Source organism: Mesorhizobium sp. BAC0120 (genome assembly GCF_033542235.1).
In the GTDB taxonomy this organism is placed as follows: Bacteria; Pseudomonadota; Alphaproteobacteria; order Rhizobiales; family Rhizobiaceae; genus JAWRCU01.
In genome coordinates, this window is sequence record NZ_JAWRCU010000009.1 from 63,121 (window position 1) to 80,283 (window position 17,163).

Genomic DNA, 17,163 nt, shown 5'->3' on the forward strand with positions numbered 1-17,163 from the left:
GACAGGATGCTGTCCAACTCGCCTCTTATTTCTCCACCACCCATACCGCCATCGAGCCCTGGCCCCGGTTGTTCCAGAGATAGTAGGGCAGGGCGGTGAGTTTTGCCGGTTCCTCGGCCGGCGGCTCGTCTCGGTAGAGCTTGCCCTTCCAGTCGTCGCCGCGAATGCGCGAGGCCTCGGCTGTGAGCGTCACCACGCCGTCGAAGAGATCGTTGCGCTGCTCGACCCTGATGTCCGACTGCCGCGGCAGTTTTAGCCGCTGCACCGGCCCGCCGGGATTGTCGGTCTCCTCGACACAGTAGAGGAGGGGGCCACGCTTCAGCGCCACGCGCCCGAGATCCGCGCGCACCGACGGATGAGCGTACATCCGCTCAGGCGGCATCGGCAGTTCGAGCTGGACCGTATCGCCTCGCTGCCAGCGCCGCGCGATGGTGAGGTAGCCGTTGACGCTGTTCGGCTCGACTGCGACGGCTTCGCCGTTGACTGATGCCTTCGCCCCGCGCGCCCAGCCCGGGATGCGCAGCTTCAGCGCAAATTCTGCCGACGCTTCCGGATAAACCTCTATGCAAATGTCGCCGGACCAGGGATAGCTGCTCACCTCGGTAAGCAGCACCTTACCGGATTTCAGCGCGACCTCGGTGGAGATCCCGCCATAGAGATGGAAGGCAACCGCATCCTCGCTTGCGGAGACGAAATAGCCGCCCACCGAGGCGACGAGCCGCGAGGCGTTCATCGTGCAGCACGGGCAGGTGTGCCAGAGCCAGCGGCTGTGCCGGCCGTCGCTGTCGAGCGGATTCGAGTAGAAGTAATGCTCGCCGTCGCGGGAAAGGCCGCCCAGCGCATTGTTGAACAGCGCCTGCTCCAGGACGTCTGCATATTTGCCGTCGAGGTCGAGATGCAGCATGCGCTGCGCCCAGAAGATCAGCGCCACGGAGGCGCAGGTCTCGGCATAGGCTGTCTCGTTGGGCAGGTCGTAATCCTCGGTGAAGCCTTCGTTCGCCGCCGCCGGTCCGAGCCCGGAGGTGATGTAGATCTTCGACGACATAACGTCCTTCCACAGCACCTCGCAGGCGTGTTTCAGGCTGTCGTCCTTCAGCTCGGCCGCGAGATCGGCCATGGCCGAATACATGTACATGGCGCGCACTGCGTGGCCAACGACCTTGTCCTGCTCGCGGACGGGCTTGTGGGACTGGTTGTATTCGTAGCTCTTTGCCCAGAATTTCTTAGGGTCCTCGCCGCGCGCGATTGCCTCCTGGTCGAAATAATGCGGCTGCCTTCCGCGCTCGTTGATGAAATAGGTGGCAAGGTCCAGCTGCTTCCTATCGCCGGTGAGCCGGTAGAGGCGGATCAGCGCCAGCTCGATCTCCTGGTGGCCACAATACCCGCGCTTCTGCCCCGGGCCCGTGCCGAAGGTCGCGCGCACATGGTCGACATAGCGTTCCAGAATATCGAGCAGGCGCCGCCGGCCGGTCGCCAGGAAATAGGCGATGCCGCCCTCGATCAGGTGGCCGAGATTGTAGAGCTCGTGATTGTCCCGCATGTTGGTCCAGCGGTTCTCGGGCTCGCGCTGCAGATACCAGCAGTTGAGATAGCCGTCCGGCGCCTGCGCCTTCTCGAGGTCATCGATGATCTTCTCGATCTTGGCCTCGATGTCCGGGTCGCGCCGGTGTGAAAGCGCATAGGAGGCCGCCTCGATCCATTTGCCAACATCGGAATCCCAGAACACCTGCACGGTGAAATCGTGGTCGTTGCGCGGAAAGCGCAAGGGCGGCGGCGGGTTCGGCAGGGTGAGCGATTCCAGAATGCCGTGAGCGCCAAGCTGGACATGCTGACTGGGGATCGTGCGTGTCAGCACCGTCTCCAGGCGCTCGCGCCAGAACTGGCCTTCGAGATGAACGTCCACGAAGCGCACCGGTAGAAACTTGCTCATTGCTTATCCTTAAGTGTCATCGCCCAGTCGACTCCCGCACCACCAGCGAGCAGGGACGGCGCTGCAGGCCACCGAGCTTCTCGCCGGAGATCATGTCGATCAGTCGCTCGCCGGCCTCGCGGCCGAGCGCCTTCAGGTTCATGTCGATGCTGGTGAGCGGAGGGCGCGCCGCAAGCGTCATCACGTCCCAATTGTCGAAGCCGACGATCGCCACGTCGGAGGGGACGTCGAGCCCCCGTTCGCGCAGCGCGTCGGCCGCGCCGCGCGCGATCTGGTCGTTGCCGCAGAACAGCGCGTCGGGGCTCTGGACCCTTCCGTCGAGGAGCCGCGCCACAGCCTCGCGGCCCCAGGCTTCCGACCAAACGCCCGGCAGGTAATAGGCATCATCCCGGGGGAGCCGGGCCGCCGCGAGCGCCGAGAAATAGCCGGCGCGGCGCAGCCGCACCGCCTCGAAATGCTCCGGCCCGGTGATGTGTGCGATGCGCTTGCGCCCCAGTTCCGCGAGATGTTGGACTGCCAGCACCGCGCCCCCTTCGTCGTCCGGAAGCAGCGACAGCGCGTCGGGATCGTCCGCATGGCTGAAGACATAGACGATGGGCAGGCCGTGCGCGAGGGGACCGATCGGCGGACGCTTGTCGGCGCGGCGCGCCGTCACGACGAGCCCGTCGACCCGTTTGCCGAGAAGCGATTCCACGTGCTGTGCCTCAAGCGCCGGATCGTCCGTTGCGTTGCACATGAAGACCTGCATGCGGCGGTCGGTCAGGCATTCCTCCAGCCCTTCCATGATCGGCATGGTGAAGCGGCCAAAGGAATCGGTGGAAATCAGCCCGACGGTGAAGCTCTGTTTGCGGTGCAGGCTCTGCGCCAGGCTGTTCGGTCGAAAGCCCAGCTCCTTGGCGACGGCTATGATGCGCTCGCGGGTTTCGAGGGCCAGATTGCCGCCTTTGTTGAGCGCCTTGGAGACGGTGCCGATGCTGACGCCGGCATGGCGCGCCACGTCGCGGATGGTCGGCCTCAGCCGCTCCGGTCCAGTGACTTCCGCGCTACTCTTCGTCTCGTCGTCCATCACTTCACCGCGCCGCTGAGGAAGCCGGAGACGTAGTAGCGCTGCAGAAGCACATAGATGGCGACGCAGGGCACGATGGCGATGATGATGCCCGCCTGCAGCGCGCCCCAGTCGACCGTGCCGAAGCGCCCGAGCCGGACGGCCACCAGCATGATCGGCACGGTGAACGAGGTCTCCCTGCCCATGAAGATCAGCGCTGCGATGAACTCGTTCCAGGACTGGATAAAGGCGAACAGCACTACGGTCACCATGCCCGGGCGTACCGCGGGCAGAAATACCTTCAGCAGCGCCTGCCAACTCGTGCAGCCATCCATGATGGCCGCCTCTTCGAGCTCGCGCGGCACGGACTCGAAGTTATGGCGCATCAGGTAGATGCTGAAGGGCAGTTGCAGGACGGTGTGAACGATTGCGAGCCCGACATGGCTGTTGGTGAGGCCGAGCGGGGCGAACATCAGGTAGAGCGGCGTCAGCAGCGCCTGATAGGGGATCATCAGGCTGGCGAGCAGGAACAGGAAGATGGCTTCCTTGCCGGGGATGCGGAAGCGCGCCAGCCCATAGCCGGCCGGCACGGAGAGTGCCAGGCAGAACAGGATTGTCAGAAAGGCGACCGAGAGGCTGTTGAAGACATAGGTCGGCAGGCCTGCCTGGTAGTTGTAGACCTTGATGTAGTTCGCCAGGCTCAACGCGTGAGGCAGGTAATTCGGCGGCACCGCCACGGCCTCCTGCGGCGTCTTGATGGAAGCGAAGAACGAGACGACCAGCGGAAACATCATCATGGCGATGATAACGAGGCAGACCGCAGCCACCAGGTAGCTGCTGCGGGCTTTCGCCGTGCCGAGAGCAACGCTCCGATTGGCGGTGAGCTCGTGGGGGATCGCCGTCATGTCCGCTCGCCTCGCCTGGTCAGCACGATCTGCGTCGCCGTGCCGAGCACGATGATGACGGTGAGGATCACCGAGAGCGCCGAGCCGTAGCCCAGTTTGAAGAAGACGAACGAGTTCTGGTATATCCAGTACACCGACGTGAATGTCCGCCCCTGCGGTCCGCCATTCGTCATGATGTAGAACTGCTCGAAGGCAAGCATGGAGCCGATCGCGCTGATCAGGGTCGCCAACACGATCGTGCGGTAGCTGAGCGGCAGCACGATGCGAGCGACGCGTTGCCAGTAGCCGGCGCCGTCGATCATTGCCGCCTCATTGATTTCCTTGTCGATGCCTTGGATGTTGGCGACGAACAGGATCATGCCGAAGCCGACCACCTTCCAGACCACCGAGATGATCACCGCCCAGAGCGCCAGATCGGCTCGGGTGAACCAGACGATCGGCTGCGACAGGATGCCGAGGTCGACGAGCACGCGGTTGAACAATCCGACCTGCTGGTCGAACAGCCACCACCAGAGCAGGCTCGACGTGCCGAGCCCGATTACCACGGGCAGGAAGATGACACCTCGGGTGAGTTTCTTGAGCGGCGTGTTCTCGGCGGTGAGCAGCGCCGCCAGGAAGCCGAGCCCCATGAGGATCGGCGTGATATAGAGCGTGTACTTGATCGTGAAGAGCAGCGACGTCCAGAAGGTCGCGTCGTTCCAGGCCCGGACATAGTTCTTGATGCCGTCGAAACGGGCGCCGCCGAGCAGCGACGCATTGGTGAGCGACAGCCAGACCAGCCGGCCGAGCGGATAGGCGACGAACACCGCCACAAAGAGGATCGCCGGCGCAAGATAGAGCAATCCGACATATTTGCCCTTGACTGCGTTCATGGCTGCTCTTGGTCCCGACATCGGCATCTTCGATGCCGGCGCGGCATGCCCCCCTGCCGCGCCGGTTGGCGAAGCCGCCGGCCCCCCCGGAGCCGCGGCTTCGTCCGGTATCACTCGCTGGCGATTCCCTTCATCGCCTCCTTGGCCTTCGCGACCGCACCCTTGACGTCGCCCTGGAACACGGCGGTCTGGATCATCTGGATCCATGGGCTCGAATTGCTGTTGACCATGTCGTTGAAGTGGAAAACCCAGGGGACATAGCCGAGGCCGATCGCTTCGGCGGTGGTCACTACGCGGGGGTCCTCGAAATACTTGTTCTTGGAGAGGTCGGCGCGCGAGGGCAGGATGTTGTTCTTGGCAAGCCCCTCGAGCTGCCCCTCGTCGCTGAGCTGCCAGGCGATGAACTGCTTGGCGACGTCGAGATTCTTGGAGCCCTTCGGAATCGCGACCACGTCGCCGCCGACGAAAGCCGACTTCTCGCCCGCCTTCAAGCCTGGCAGGAAGGTGACGCCGAAGTTCATGTCGGGCACGTCGCGCTTCAGGTCGGAAATCAGGAAGCCACCGGCGCCCTGGATGCCGATCTTGCCTGTCTTGAAGTTGCCGACGAAGTTCTGGCCGTTGTCGGCTTCCGCGCTCGCGGGGATCAGACCCTCGCTCCACATATCACGATAGAATTGCAGGACCTCCTCGACGCCCGGGCCCTGCAGCGGTTCTTCATCCGCGGTCTTCGGCAGGATCTTGGCGCCGCTCGCCACCATCATGGGCGACATGGTGAAGATGTTGCAGCCGGGGCAGGCGCCGGAGAACCAGAAGCCGTAGGTGTCGCCGCCCAGCGCACGGATCTTCTTCGCCGCCTCATGGATCTCGTCGAGTGTGGTCGGCCCCTTTTCGGGGTCGAGCCCGGCCTTCTTGAACAGGTCCTTGTTCCAGACCAGCACTGAAACGTCGGGCGTGAAGCCGGTGCCATAGACCTTGCCCTCATAGGTGGCTAGGTCCTTGTAGGCCTGAGCGACCTTGGCCTGGTTCGGATCGGCGTTCAGGAAGTCGGTCAAGTCTTCCAGGAACCCGGCACGCATGAAGTCCGGCATGTAGATCAGGTCGAAGGAGATGATGTCCGGCACGTCGCCTGCCTGCACGCCGGTGGCAAGCTTGGTCACCATCTGGTCGTCCGGAATCACCGTGAGCGTGATCTTGTCGTCGTGCTTCATGTTCCAGAGATCGACGAGGTGTTGCGCAGCATTGGCGCCGCTTGCGCGCACCCACATGCTGAGTTCGGCTGCAGAGGCGGCGAAGGCCCCCGCGGCAAGCATCGAAACGCCGAGCGCAAATGCGCCGGCAAGCTTCACCAGTCTCATGACTTCCTCCCAGTTTGCTGCCGGCTTCCTCTTCCCGGCAAAAGCTCCCCTTCCGCCGGAGACGATCCCGGAGGCGTTTTTGGCTTAGGAAAAGCTTTTCCTTACTCTACACGAGTCGATTTTGCCGACAAGAGGGAGATATCTTCAAAAAAGAAAGGGCAGCGCTGCCGTTTCAGGCGCGCTGCCCCCTTGCGGCCGCCGGAGCCCCCCTCTGTGGCTCCAGCGCCCCCCGCAATGAAACTTCACATCACCACGACCTTGGTACCGATATCTACGCGCTCGAAGAGGTCGACCACATCCTCGTTGCGCATGCGTATGCAGCCGGAAGAGACATTGGTGCCAATCGTCCAGGGCGCATTAGTGCCGTGGATGCGGTAGAGCGTGCTGCCCAGATAGAGCGCCCGCGCGCCGAGCGGGTTTTCAGGACCGCCGGCCATCATGACTGGAAGCATACGGCCTTTGGCGCGCTCACGCGCAATCATCTCGGCCGGCGGGCGCCACTCGGGCCACTGGGCCTTCCGGGTGATCTTCTCTGTGCCGCTCCAACCGAAGCCCTCTTTGCCCACGCCGACCCCATAGCGCCGCGCCTTGCCACCATTGAGCACCAAGTAAAGGAACTTCTCGCCGCTGTCGATGATGATGGTGCCGGGCTTTTCCTGGCCGTCATAAGCGACCTCGCGCGGCAGGAACTTCGGGTCAAGTTTCCGCTGCATCTCCTGCTTGGTGTACATCTGCGGCTGCGGCGGTACCGCGGCGGTCTCCACCGCGTCCGGCTGCGGCTGCCATCTGACACGAGGATAGGTCTGCGGCGGCAGCTGTTTGGTTCTGGTCTGCCATCCACTGGTCCTGGTTCCCGAGCCGTAGGTCTGATCGGGTATCTGCCTCGTTCGCGCCTGCCATCCCGAAACGGGGTTGCGGCGAAGCTGCATCACCCAGGGCGCGGCGAGGTCGGGGCTGACGATTACCGGCGGACGCTCCGCATAGCGGTCGCTCGCTTCAGCGGGCAGCACTGGGGCGGCAACGGCCGCGGCCAGGCCAAGGAACAGGGGAAGTCTCATCGAACGCACTCTGGACTCTATCGTCGGATCCACCGGGCAGAGGGAATGCGCCCAGCTTCGTGAAGCATGTTGGCGGAGCGGCTGCAACTGAAAGGTGAACGGAAATCGCTAAAAAGTCAGTTTGTCAGTAAAGCTTCCGGTGTGGTTACCGCCCGGTTCAGGAATCTGGTAAAGCCGCCGTAAATCATGCCGGGAGAGGACGATGGAAGCACAAAGCGACGGGCTGATCGCCGGATCGGACGGCGTGCTGCGCTGCGCCTGGGGGAGCAGCGACGAGCTTTATCGCCATTACCACGATCGCGAATGGGGGCGGCCGGTTGCCAGTGATCAGCGGCTGTTCGAGAAGATCTGCCTCGAGGGCTTCCAGTCGGGTCTTTCCTGGCTGACGATCCTGAGGAAGCGTGAGAATTTCCGCGAGGCATTCGCCGGCTTCGATTTCGAGCGCATCGCCTCCTTCACGGAGAAGGATGTCGAGCGGCTTCTGCAGAATGCCGGCATCATCCGTCACCGCGGCAAGATCGAATCGACCATCAACAATGCGCGGCGTGCGCGGGAACTCGCCGACGAGGCCGGCTCGCTCGCGGCCTGGTTCTGGAAATTCGAGCCCGAAGCGCATCAGCGACCGAAGCTGATCGACCGCGCCACGCTGATGACTATGCCGAAGACCGAGACCTCGACGCTGATATCGAAGGAACTGAAGAAACGCGGCTGGAGCTTCGTGGGCCCCACCACGGTCTATGCCTTCATGCAGGCAATGGGCCTCGTCAACGACCACCTCGAGGGCTGCGTGTGCCGGCGCGAGGTGGAGGAGGAAAGGGAGCGGTTCAAGCGTCCGGGGTAGGGAGGCATCGGGGACAGTTTACTTTTTTCCGCAGAAAGGCTGTGCCGTTTCAAAGCTGGCGCGAGCGGAAAAAAGAAAACTGTCCCCCGCGCACTGCCTCCAGCGCGGGTGCTGACGAGTATCCGGTAAACATTGCCGGGCCTCAGATCGGGCCGGTCGAGCCCAGGAACCACATTCCCGCCAGTGCTACGGCCACGGAAGCGACGACCGGATAGATGATCAGCACCGCGGCGAGCAGCGTGTTCACCGGACTGTAGATGCGTTCGTCGAGTTCGGACGCGTCGAACGAGCCAGGCTTCAGCTCGGCCGCCGGTCTCAAGCCGATCTTGTGGCAAATGTTGGAATTTGCCGCACGAAGCAGCCGCTTGATCTGCCTGCGACTGCCCGTTTTACGACCGTTCATAATAGGATGAAGTCTCATTTTGCCCGAATCCTTGGTTTTGTGCTCGCGGCGTTATTCTTAGCGCCATGTATCCGGGCAATGTCGCGGCAATCCGCCGTTTGTAACCGCCTTGCCGCCGTCCACCTGTCGGGGTAGGGAGACCCCGCGTTTTGCCGACCGGCAAACCCATTCTTCAACATGCCGCAAAGAACGAGCCGAACTCCGATGGCCGACAAATCAGAAAAAATGAAAGCGCGGCTGCCGCGCGGCTTCATCGACCGTTCGCCGGAGGACATCCGCGCCGCCGAGAAGATGATGGCGAAGATCAAGGAGGTTTTCGAGCTCTACGGCTTCGAGCCGGCGGACCAGCCGCTCATCGAATATACCGACGCGCTCGGCAAGTTCCTGCCGGACCAGGACCGCCCCAACGAAGGCGTGTTCTCCTTCCAGGACGATGACGAGCAGTGGCTGTCGCTGCGCTACGACCTGACCGCGCCCATGGCGCGCTTCGTGGCGGAGAATTTCGAGCGGCTGCCAAAGCCGTACCGCAACTACAAGGCGGGCTGGGTGTTCCGCAACGAGAAGCCGGGGCCGGGCCGCTTCCGGCAGTTCATGCAGTTCGATGCCGACACCGTCGGCACCCCGGGCGTCGCGGCTGATGCCGAGATGTGCATGATGATGGCCGACGTCATGGAAGCGCTCGGCATCAAGCGCGGCGACTATGTCATCCGTGTCAACAACCGCAAGGTGCTGGACGGCGTGCTGGAGGCAATCGGCCTCGGCGGCGACGAGAATGCCGGGCGCCGGCTGACGGTGCTGAGGGCGATCGACAAGCTGGACAAGTTCGGGCCGGAGGGCGTGCGCCTGCTGCTGGGCCCCGGCCGCTGGGACGGCGGCAAGGAAGGCGAGGGCGATTTTACAAAGGGCGCGGGGTTAAGTCCGGCGCAAGTGGAACGAGTTCTTTCCGGTGCAACGGCCGTCGGCGATCTGGCCGAATTAAAATCGGCACTGGCGGACGTCGAGGCTTGCAGGCAAGGCATCGAAGAGCTCGAGCAAATTCAGGCCCTCGTTCAAGCAGCTGATTACCGCGACGACCGCGTCAAGATCGATCCCTCCGTCGTCCGCGGCCTCGAATACTACACCGGCCCCGTCTTCGAGGCCGAGCTGCTGGCCGAGATTCCCAACGAGGAAGGCCAGATCGTCCGCTTCGGTTCGGTCGGCGGTGGCGGGCGCTATGATGGGCTGGTCTCGCGTTTCCGCGGTGAGCCGGTGCCTGCGACCGGCTTCTCGATCGGCGTCTCGCGGCTGATGACGGCGTTGAAGAACCTCGGCAAGCTCGACACGTCTGATGTCGTCGCGCCGGTGGTCGTGCTGGTCATGGACAGGGACACGGAAAGCCTCGGCCGTTACCAGAGGATGGTCTCCGAGCTGCGCCAGGCCGGCATCCGCGCCGAGATGTATCTAGGCGGCGCCGGCATGAAGGCGCAGATGAAATATGCCGACCGCCGCGGCTCGCCTTGCGTGGTGATCCAGGGCGGCGACGAGCGTGCTGCGGGGACGGTTCAGATCAAGGATCTCGTCGTCGGTGCCCGCCTTGCCGCCAACATCGCCGGCCATGACGAATACAAGGAGGCGCGGCCGGGCCAGGTGACTGTACCGGAGGGCGAGCTGGTGGCTGCCGTGAAGCGCATACGCGATGCGCAGGCGGAGGAGCGTCGTGGTAATTAGGAGAGGTCGCGCCCTACGTTGCCCCTCTCTGTCCTGCCGGACATCTCCCCCACAAGGGGGGAGATTGGACGGCCGCTCTGGTTTCGCTATTCGCCAAATTCGGAGATTGGCGAAACCATCAATGACAGCCAATCTCCCCCCTTGTGGGGGAGATGTCCGGCAGGACAGAGGGGGGCGCCGTAGAGCGCCGACGTGCGCGAGCTGGCACCTACCCCAATGACCCTCCTCGCGCTCGACCACATCCAGATCGCCATGCCGGCCGGGCGGGAAGCCGAGGCGCGCGCCTTCTATGCCGGCGTTCTGGGTTTCGAGGAACGCGCCAAACCAGCCAATCTGGCGCGGCGCGGCGGTTGCTGGTTCGAGGCGGGTGCAATCAAGGTCCATCTCGGCGTCGATCCGGACTTTCATCCGGCCGCTAAAGCCCATCCGGCGTTCCTGGTAGGGGACGTCGCGCTGCTGGCAAGCAAGGCGGAAAACGCTGGCTACAGGGTAGCCGACGACGAGCCGCTCGAAGGCTATGACAGGCTTTACGTCTACGACCCCTTCGGCAACCGCATCGAGCTGATGCAGCGGGTTGCGCCATGAGCCGAATTCCGGTCTTCGCTGCCGATATCCTCGCCCTCTTCGCCGCGCTCGGCGCAGAGCCGATCGACGTGCCGGTGCTGCAGCCCGCCGATCCCTTCCTCGACATGGCAGGCGAGGATCTGCGCCGCCGCATTTTCCTCACCGAGAGCGAGACGGGCGAGGCGCTCTGCCTCAGGCCCGAATTCACCATTCCCGTCTGCCTGGACCATATCGCCAGCCGCGCCGGCACGCCGCGCCGTTATGCCTATCTCGGCGAGGTGTTTCGTCAGCGCCGCGGCGGGGCGAACGAATTCTTCCAGGCTGGCATCGAGGACATCGGCGAGGAGAACGTCGCCGAGGCCGACGCGCGCTCGGTGGCCGATGCCGCTGCGCTGCTCGAGGTCACGCTGCCGGGCAGGGCGCTGACGGTCACGCTCGGCGACCAGGCCGTGTTCGAGGCAGTGCTTGCCGCGCTCGGCCTGCCGCGCGGCTGGCAGAAGCGGCTGGCGCGCGCATTCGGCGCGCCGGACCTTCTGGAGGCCGCGCTGACCGATCTGGCGCAGCCGGCGAATGGGAATGTGCCGGACCGGACCTCTCCCGGGATCGCTACTGGCAATCCTGCCGCACTTGCCGATGAGGTGCGCCAAATGATGGAAGCGGCCGGCTTCCCGACGAGCAGCGGCCGCACGCCCGAGGACATCGCGCGGCGGCTCATCGAGAAGGCCGAACTCGCCCGTGTGCGGCTGCCCGATTCGGCTTTTGCCGCGCTGAAGGCTTTCCTCGGCATACACGTGCCGCTCGATCGTGCCGTCGACACGCTGGCGGAGTTCGCCAAAGCTGCCGGGCTCAAGCTCGATGGCGGCCTGGAGCTGTTCTCGGCGCGTGCGAAGGCGATCGCCCGTCATGCTGGGCCAGCTGCCGAGATCCGCTACGACGCGGCTTTCGGCCGGCCGCTCGACTATTACACCGGCCTTGTATTCGAGATTTCCGCAACAGGTGGGGCACGCCCGCTTGTCGGCGGCGGCCGCTACGACCGGCTGCTCACGCTGCTCGGGGCGAAAGCGCCGATTCCCGGTGTCGGCTTTTCGATGTGGCTCGACCGTATCGATGAATTGCGCGGAGGCGGCCGATGACGCTGACGCTTGCACTACCCTCCAAGGGGCGGTTGCGGGATCAGGCGCTCGATCTTTTCGCCCGCGCCGGCCTTGCCGTCGAGCTCCCGGCTGACGAGCGCAAATATCGCGCACGGCTGGCCGGCCGCGCCGATGTCGAGGTGTCGTTCCTGTCGGCTTCCGAGATCGCCGGCGAGCTCGGCCTCGGCAATATCGACCTCGGCGTCACAGGTGAGGACCTGCTGCGCGAGACGCTGGCCGAGTGGGACGCTCGGGCCGAGATCACGGCGCGTCTCGGCTTCGGCCGCGCCGACGTAGTGGTTGCCGTGCCCGACGTCTGGCTCGACGTCGACACCATGGCCGATCTCGACGATGTCGCAGCCGATTTCCGCCAGCGCCACGGGCGCCGCCTCAGGATCGCCACCAAATATTGGCGGCTTACACAGCAGTTCTTTTCCCAAAAGCACGGCATTCAGGTCTACCGCATCGTCGAGAGCCTCGGCGCTACCGAAGGCGCACCGGCGGCCGGGTCGGCCGACGTCATCGTCGACATCACGACAACAGGATCGACACTGCGCGCCAACCACCTCAAGGTGCTGACGGACGGCGTGATCCTGCGCTCGCAGGCCTGCCTGGTTGCGGCGCGCAAGCAGCGGGGCGCGGGGGAGGCTGGGGTGATCAGGGAATTGGCTGAGAGGCTGGCGAAGGCGGCTGGGTGACCCGCCTTTGAGTGCCGCGCCCTACGGCGCCCCCCTCTGTCCTGCCGGACATCTCCCCCACAAGGGGGGAGATTGGCTGTCACTATTGATTTCGCCAATCTCGAACCTTGGCGATTGGCGAAACCAAACCGGCCGTCCAATCTCCCCCCTTGTGGGGGAGATGTCCGGCAGGACAGAGGGGGGCGCGACGGGCGAGACTTCGCGGGATTTTCGCTCTCCAGCCGAAATGCTAACCTCCGGCGCCCATGGGGAGGACGCCAAGATGGCCATCGATCAGCACGAGCGCGATCATGCGCCCCGCCACGCCGACACCTTCATCGCACCGCGCGAGGGCCTCTCGCACGTCTCGGGCGATCGCTCCGTCCCGCTGCTGCACAAGACCATTCCAGCACTCCTTGCCGACACGGTCGCCAGATACGGCCCACGCGAAGCGGCGGTTTTCGTCGAACAGGGCCGGCGCTTTACATGGGACGGACTGGCTGAGGCCGTCGATGCTTTTGCCGCCGGGCTGCTCAAGCTCGGCCTCAAGAAAGGCGATCGCATCGGCATCTGGTCGCCGAACCGTTGGGAATGGCTGGTCACGCAGTACGCTACCGCCCGCATCGGCCTGATCCTCGTCAACATCAACCCGGCCTACCGGCTCTCAGAGCTCGAATATGCGCTGAACAAGGTCGGTTGCCGTGCGCTGGTCACGGCCGTGAAGTTCAAGACGTCGGACTATCTCGGCATGATCCGCACGCTGGCGCCGGAGATCGATGCTGCAGAGCCCGGTGGGCTGAAGGCGGCGAAGCTGCCGGATCTCGAGATCGTCATCCGCATGGGCGAGGAGAAATCGCCAGGCCTGTTCAATTTCGAGGAAGTGATGGCGATGGGCGGTCCGGCGGAGCGGGCCCGGCTCGATGCGATCACGGCGAGCCTGGAGCCCGGCGACGCCATCAACATCCAGTTCACCTCCGGCACGACCGGCGCGCCGAAAGGGGCGACGCTCTCGCACGACAACATCGTCAACAACGGGAACAATGTCACAGCGGGCATGAGATTCACGGCCGACGACCGGCTGTGCATCCCGGTGCCGTTCTATCACTGCTTCGGCATGGTGATGGGCTCGCTCGGCTGCGTGTCCAAGGGTGCGACGATGGTGTTCCCGGGCGAAGGCTTCGATCCAGGCGCGACGCTGAAGGCGGTGTCGCAGGAGCGCTGCACGGGCCTCTACGGTGTGCCGACCATGTTCGTGGCGATGCTCGGCAATCCCGAGTTCAGGAATTTCGATCTCACCACGCTGCGCACCGGCATCATGGCCGGGGCCCCGTGTCCGATCGAGGTGATGAACAAGGTCGTTTCACTGATGCATATGTCCGAGGTAACGATCGCCTACGGAATGACGGAGACCAGCCCGGTTTCCTTCCAGAGTGCCACGGACGATCCGTCTGAGAAGCGCGTTTCCACCGTCGGCCGTATTCATCCGCATGTCGAGGTGAAGATCGTCGATGCCGACGGCAACATCGTGCCGGTCGGCGGGCGTGGTGAGCTCTGCACGCGCGGCTATTCCGTGATGAAGGGCTATTGGGACGACGAGGAGAAGACGCGTGAGGCGATCGACGCCGAAGGCTGGATGCACACCGGCGACCTCGCAACGATCGATGCGGATGGCTACTGCAACATCGTTGGCCGCGTGAAGGACATGGTGATCCGCGGCGGAGAGAACGTCTACCCGCGCGAGGTCGAGGAGTTCCTCTACAGGCACCCCAAGGTGAAGGAGGTGCAGGTGTTTGGCGTGCCGGACGAGAAATACGGCGAGGAGCTCTGCGCCTGGATCGTCACGCTGCCGGGCGAGACGATCACGGCGGAAGAGATCCGCACCTTCTGCGAGGGGCAGATCGCCCACTACAAGATCCCGCGCTACGTGCGACAGCAGACGGAACTGCCGATGACGGTGACCGGCAAGCCGCAGAAGTTCCTGATGCGCGAGGCGATGATCGACGAATTGGGGCTGGTGCAGGCGAAGACTGCTTAGAGCCGCTGCTTCTCGTTAGCGCGACCCACCTATCCAAATCTGGCTCTAAGGGCAGCAGCCGCCGCTACCACCCCCACATGGAATCCAGCGAAAGCCGGCCCGCCCCGAGCATCGCAAGCAAGATCATGCCGCCGGCGACGGCGACGTCCTTGAGCAGCGCCTGGTTGTGCGTGAAGGTGGCCGCCGGGTCTCCGCCGCCCTGGCCGTAGTGGCCGAGATAAGTCGCCACGATGGTGAATACGGCAAGCAGCACCGCGACTGCGCGGGTCTGGAGCCCGATCACCAGCAGGATGCCGGTAACAAGCTCGAAAATCCCGACGGCCCACGCCAGCACGGGCGCGGGCCCGAGGCCCAGCCCGGCAAAATAGCCTGCGGTTCCCTGAATATCGGCAAGCGCCGAATAGCCGCTCGCAAGGAACATCGCCGCGAGCAGCATGCGCGCGAGAAGTAGTAGTGCGCTCGATGCCATGCCGTACCTCGAGCCTATCGGTGCCTACCTGCCAGCCCCAGACTAACAACGAAAAAAGGCCCGGAATAGTCCGGGCCTTTTACAACCGCACTGAATGCAGCTCGGTCAGGCAGTAGCGAATGTCGCACCACGGCGCGCATCGATGGAAAGCGCGCCAGGCCCGTAGGTCGCGAGCACCAGGAAGCCGCCGGCCATCGCGAGATTCTTCTGGAAATTGATGAGCTGCATCAGGTCGGCGAAGTTGGTGTGGGCAACGAGCGCGCTCGCGACCGAGAAGACGGCCAGCAGCCACGCCGCAATCCGCGTCTGGAAGCCCAGGAGGATCGCAAGGCCGCCAACGAATTCGACGAGGCCGACCACGACTGCCGTCGCCGCGCCGCCCGGCAGGCCGTAGCTCGCGAAATAGCCGGCTGTTGCCGAAATGGCGGTCAACTTCTGGAAGCCGGAAAGGATGAAGATGATCGACAGCAGGATGCGGCCGATAAGGACGACGACATTGTTCATAGTGTTCTCCTCGCGGCTGGAATGCCTGCATCTCCCGTCTATCCGACGAAAACGCATTTGCGAACCGATTGTATCCGCGACGCTGCGTTCATGATTATCGAACGCAGCCCGCACCGTCGCAGATGGCGCGGGCTCCAGCGCACAGGACCGAACCGAAGGACCGCGTCAGCGAAAACTGCGCCGCCGTTTTCGGAAAAATCCGATCGATGAACAACGACTAGCCCGGATGGACCATGTCCTCCGGCCTTACGAGCCGGTCGTATTCCTCGCCGGTCACCAACCCGCTCTTCAAGGCTTCCTCGCGCAGGGTGGTGCCGTTCTTGTGCGCGGTCTTGGCGATCTTGGCGGCGTTGTCGTAGCCGATTTTCGGCGCGAGCGCCGTCACCAGCATCAAGGATCGTTCGAGGGCCGCCTTGATATTGTCTTCCCGCGCTTCGATGCCGACCACGCAATTGTCCGTGAAGGAGACCGACGCGTCCGCGAGAAGCTGCACTGACTGCAGGAAATTGTAGGCCATCAGCGGATTGTACACGTTGAGCTCGAAATGGCCCTGGCTGCCGGCAAAGGTGAGAGCGGTCTGGTTACCGAACACCTGCACGCAGACCTGAGTCATCGCTTCGCACTGGGTCGGGTTGACCTTGCCGGGCATGATGGACGAGCCGGGCTCGTTCTCCGGCAAGGCGAGCTCGCCAAGGCCCGAACGCGGGCCCGATCCGAGCAAGCGTATGTCATTGGCGATCTTGAACAGCGCCGCTGCCGCGGCATTGATCGCGCCGTGGCTGAACACCATCGAATCATGCGCGGCGAGCGCCTCGAACTTGTTCGGCGCGCTGACAAAGGAGATGCCGGTGATCTTGGCGATCTTGTCGGCGACCAGTTCGGCAAAGCCGACCGGCGCGTTGAGCCCGGTGCCGACTGCCGTGCCGCCTTGGGCGAGCTCGCAAAGTCCGGGCAGCGTCAGCTCGATACGCTTGATCGAAGAGGCGACCTGCGCGGCGTAGCCGGAGAATTCCTGGCCGAGCGTGAGCGGCGTCGCATCCTGAGTGTGCGTGCGGCCGATCTTGACGATATGAGCGAATTCCTTGGCCTTGGCGTCGAGTGCGCCATGCAGGTGCTTCAGCGCCGGCAACAGGTGATGAATCACCCGCTCCGCTGCGGCGATATGCATGGCCGTCGGATAGGTGTCGTTCGACGACTGGCTCATATTGACGTGGTCGTTCGGGTGCACCGGCTTCTTCGAGCCCATCACCCCGCCCAGCATCTCGATCGCCCGATTCGAGATCACCTCGTTGGCATTCATGTTGGACTGAGTGCCTGAGCCGGTTTGCCAGACCACCAGCGGGAAATGCTCGTCCAGCTTGCCATCGATCACTTCCCGAGCGGCCTTCACGATCACTTCACCGAGCTTCGGGTCGAGCCGTCCGAGCTCCATATTGGCCTCTGCCGCGGCGCGCTTGACGATGCCGAGTGCACGCACGATCGACGCGGGTTGCTTCTCCCAGCCAATTTTGAAGTTGCCGAGCGAGCGCTGCGCCTGCGCGCCCCAGTAGCGGTCGGCCGCCACTTCGATGGGGCCGAAAGTATCCGTCTCGGTTCTGGTCTTCTTTTCTGCGCTCGCCACCACTGCCTCCGCCATTCGGAACGGCAGTGGCCTATCGCAGGCTC

The 17,163-nt window shown here is 64.0% G+C and carries 16 protein-coding genes; 6 read left to right on the forward strand and 10 right to left on the reverse strand.

Going from position 1 to position 17,163, the window contains the following annotated elements; genetic code table 11:
- Nucleotides 1-25: 25 nt before the first annotated feature.
- The 6 genes from SAZ10_RS20120 to SAZ10_RS20145 all read right to left on the reverse strand — a co-directional run bounded on the left by SAZ10_RS20120 (nucleotide 26) and on the right by SAZ10_RS20145 (nucleotide 7,165).
- On the reverse strand, nucleotides 26-1,930 hold the full coding sequence (locus SAZ10_RS20120) for a glycoside hydrolase family 127 protein (protein WP_318611144.1): 1,905 nt from the start codon (nucleotides 1,928-1,930) through the stop codon (nucleotides 26-28).
- Nucleotides 1,931-1,946: 16 nt separating this feature from the next.
- Nucleotides 1,947-2,996, reverse strand: a complete 1,050-nt coding sequence (locus SAZ10_RS20125) for a LacI family DNA-binding transcriptional regulator (RefSeq protein WP_318611145.1) — start codon at nucleotides 2,994-2,996, stop codon at nucleotides 1,947-1,949.
- Nucleotides 2,996-3,880 (reverse strand): carbohydrate ABC transporter permease, encoded by an 885-nt coding sequence (locus SAZ10_RS20130; RefSeq protein WP_318611146.1) that lies wholly within the window; start codon nucleotides 3,878-3,880, stop codon nucleotides 2,996-2,998. Before SAZ10_RS20130 ends, SAZ10_RS20125 begins: the two co-directional genes overlap by 1 nt.
- On the reverse strand, nucleotides 3,877-4,752 hold the full coding sequence (locus SAZ10_RS20135; protein WP_318611147.1) for a sugar ABC transporter permease: 876 nt from the start codon (nucleotides 4,750-4,752) through the stop codon (nucleotides 3,877-3,879). Before SAZ10_RS20135 ends, SAZ10_RS20130 begins: the two co-directional genes overlap by 4 nt.
- A 110-nt stretch (nucleotides 4,753-4,862) precedes the next feature.
- A complete protein-coding gene (locus SAZ10_RS20140) occupies nucleotides 4,863-6,107 on the reverse strand; it encodes a sugar ABC transporter substrate-binding protein (RefSeq protein WP_318611148.1) in 1,245 nt (414 codons plus the stop codon).
- Nucleotides 6,108-6,349: 242 nt separating this feature from the next.
- A complete protein-coding gene (locus tag SAZ10_RS20145) occupies nucleotides 6,350-7,165 on the reverse strand; it encodes a L,D-transpeptidase (RefSeq protein WP_318611149.1) in 816 nt (271 codons plus the stop codon).
- Between the two features lie 202 nt (nucleotides 7,166-7,367).
- On the opposite strand from SAZ10_RS20145, the gene SAZ10_RS20150 reads away from it, so the two are divergent.
- Nucleotides 7,368-8,006, forward strand: a complete 639-nt coding sequence (locus SAZ10_RS20150) for a DNA-3-methyladenine glycosylase I (RefSeq protein ID WP_318611150.1) — start codon at nucleotides 7,368-7,370, stop codon at nucleotides 8,004-8,006.
- Between the two features lie 142 nt (nucleotides 8,007-8,148).
- Here SAZ10_RS20150 and SAZ10_RS20155 read toward each other — a convergent pair whose 3' ends face one another.
- Complete coding sequence (locus SAZ10_RS20155) at nucleotides 8,149-8,427, reverse strand: hypothetical protein (protein WP_318611151.1); 279 nt, start codon at nucleotides 8,425-8,427, stop codon at nucleotides 8,149-8,151.
- A gap of 186 nt (nucleotides 8,428-8,613) precedes the next feature.
- Here SAZ10_RS20155 and hisS point away from each other — a divergent pair, with 186 nt between their 5' ends.
- The 5 genes from hisS to SAZ10_RS20180 all read left to right on the forward strand — a co-directional run bounded on the left by hisS (nucleotide 8,614) and on the right by SAZ10_RS20180 (nucleotide 14,525).
- Complete coding sequence (hisS, locus tag SAZ10_RS20160) at nucleotides 8,614-10,116, forward strand: histidine--tRNA ligase (protein ID WP_318611152.1); 1,503 nt, start codon at nucleotides 8,614-8,616, stop codon at nucleotides 10,114-10,116.
- A 216-nt stretch (nucleotides 10,117-10,332) separates the two neighbouring features.
- Complete coding sequence (locus SAZ10_RS20165; protein WP_318611153.1) at nucleotides 10,333-10,701, forward strand: VOC family protein; 369 nt, start codon at nucleotides 10,333-10,335, stop codon at nucleotides 10,699-10,701.
- Nucleotides 10,698-11,813: an ATP phosphoribosyltransferase regulatory subunit gene (locus SAZ10_RS20170; RefSeq protein ID WP_318611154.1), complete on the forward strand. Its 1,116-nt coding sequence runs from the start codon at nucleotides 10,698-10,700 to the stop codon at nucleotides 11,811-11,813. The genes SAZ10_RS20165 and SAZ10_RS20170 overlap by 4 nt, the downstream gene beginning before the upstream one ends.
- Nucleotides 11,810-12,511: an ATP phosphoribosyltransferase gene (gene hisG / locus SAZ10_RS20175; RefSeq protein WP_318611155.1), complete on the forward strand. Its 702-nt coding sequence runs from the start codon at nucleotides 11,810-11,812 to the stop codon at nucleotides 12,509-12,511. Before SAZ10_RS20170 ends, hisG begins: the two co-directional genes overlap by 4 nt.
- A gap of 262 nt (nucleotides 12,512-12,773) precedes the next feature.
- A complete protein-coding gene (locus SAZ10_RS20180; protein WP_318611156.1) occupies nucleotides 12,774-14,525 on the forward strand; it encodes an AMP-binding protein in 1,752 nt (583 codons plus the stop codon).
- Between the two features lie 64 nt (nucleotides 14,526-14,589).
- Here the strand turns inward: SAZ10_RS20180 and SAZ10_RS20185 are convergent, their stop codons facing one another.
- The 3 genes from SAZ10_RS20185 to fumC all read right to left on the reverse strand — a co-directional run bounded on the left by SAZ10_RS20185 (nucleotide 14,590) and on the right by fumC (nucleotide 17,119).
- A complete protein-coding gene (locus tag SAZ10_RS20185) occupies nucleotides 14,590-14,994 on the reverse strand; it encodes a DoxX family protein (RefSeq protein ID WP_318611157.1) in 405 nt (134 codons plus the stop codon).
- Nucleotides 14,995-15,099: 105 nt separating this feature from the next.
- Entirely contained in the window at nucleotides 15,100-15,498 is a 399-nt protein-coding gene (locus SAZ10_RS20190) for a DoxX family protein (RefSeq protein ID WP_318611158.1), read from the reverse strand.
- A gap of 217 nt (nucleotides 15,499-15,715) precedes the next feature.
- Complete coding sequence (gene fumC, locus SAZ10_RS20195; RefSeq protein WP_318611159.1) at nucleotides 15,716-17,119, reverse strand: class II fumarate hydratase; 1,404 nt, start codon at nucleotides 17,117-17,119, stop codon at nucleotides 15,716-15,718.
- Nucleotides 17,120-17,163: the final 44 nt, after the last annotated feature.

Bases quoted from the DNA above. Each gene is read 5' to 3' on its own strand.
- SAZ10_RS20120 (WP_318611144.1), bottom strand. From the start codon at position 1,930: ATGAGCAAGTTTCTACCGGTGCGCTTCGTGGACGTTCATCTCGAAGGC.
- SAZ10_RS20125 (WP_318611145.1), bottom strand. From the start codon at position 2,996: ATGGACGACGAGACGAAGAGTAGCGCGGAAGTCACTGGACCGGAGCGG.
- SAZ10_RS20130 (WP_318611146.1), bottom strand. From the start codon at position 3,880: ATGACGGCGATCCCCCACGAGCTCACCGCCAATCGGAGCGTTGCTCTC.
- SAZ10_RS20135 (WP_318611147.1), bottom strand. From the start codon at position 4,752: ATGAACGCAGTCAAGGGCAAATATGTCGGATTGCTCTATCTTGCGCCG.
- SAZ10_RS20140 (WP_318611148.1), bottom strand. From the start codon at position 6,107: ATGAGACTGGTGAAGCTTGCCGGCGCATTTGCGCTCGGCGTTTCGATG.
- SAZ10_RS20145 (WP_318611149.1), bottom strand. From the start codon at position 7,165: ATGAGACTTCCCCTGTTCCTTGGCCTGGCCGCGGCCGTTGCCGCCCCA.
- SAZ10_RS20150 (WP_318611150.1), top strand. From the start codon at position 7,368: ATGGAAGCACAAAGCGACGGGCTGATCGCCGGATCGGACGGCGTGCTG.
- SAZ10_RS20155 (WP_318611151.1), bottom strand. From the start codon at position 8,427: ATGAGACTTCATCCTATTATGAACGGTCGTAAAACGGGCAGTCGCAGG.
- hisS (WP_318611152.1), top strand. From the start codon at position 8,614: ATGGCCGACAAATCAGAAAAAATGAAAGCGCGGCTGCCGCGCGGCTTC.
- SAZ10_RS20165 (WP_318611153.1), top strand. From the start codon at position 10,333: ATGACCCTCCTCGCGCTCGACCACATCCAGATCGCCATGCCGGCCGGG.
- SAZ10_RS20170 (WP_318611154.1), top strand. From the start codon at position 10,698: ATGAGCCGAATTCCGGTCTTCGCTGCCGATATCCTCGCCCTCTTCGCC.
- hisG (WP_318611155.1), top strand. From the start codon at position 11,810: ATGACGCTGACGCTTGCACTACCCTCCAAGGGGCGGTTGCGGGATCAG.
- SAZ10_RS20180 (WP_318611156.1), top strand. From the start codon at position 12,774: ATGGCCATCGATCAGCACGAGCGCGATCATGCGCCCCGCCACGCCGAC.
- SAZ10_RS20185 (WP_318611157.1), bottom strand. From the start codon at position 14,994: ATGGCATCGAGCGCACTACTACTTCTCGCGCGCATGCTGCTCGCGGCG.
- SAZ10_RS20190 (WP_318611158.1), bottom strand. From the start codon at position 15,498: ATGAACAATGTCGTCGTCCTTATCGGCCGCATCCTGCTGTCGATCATC.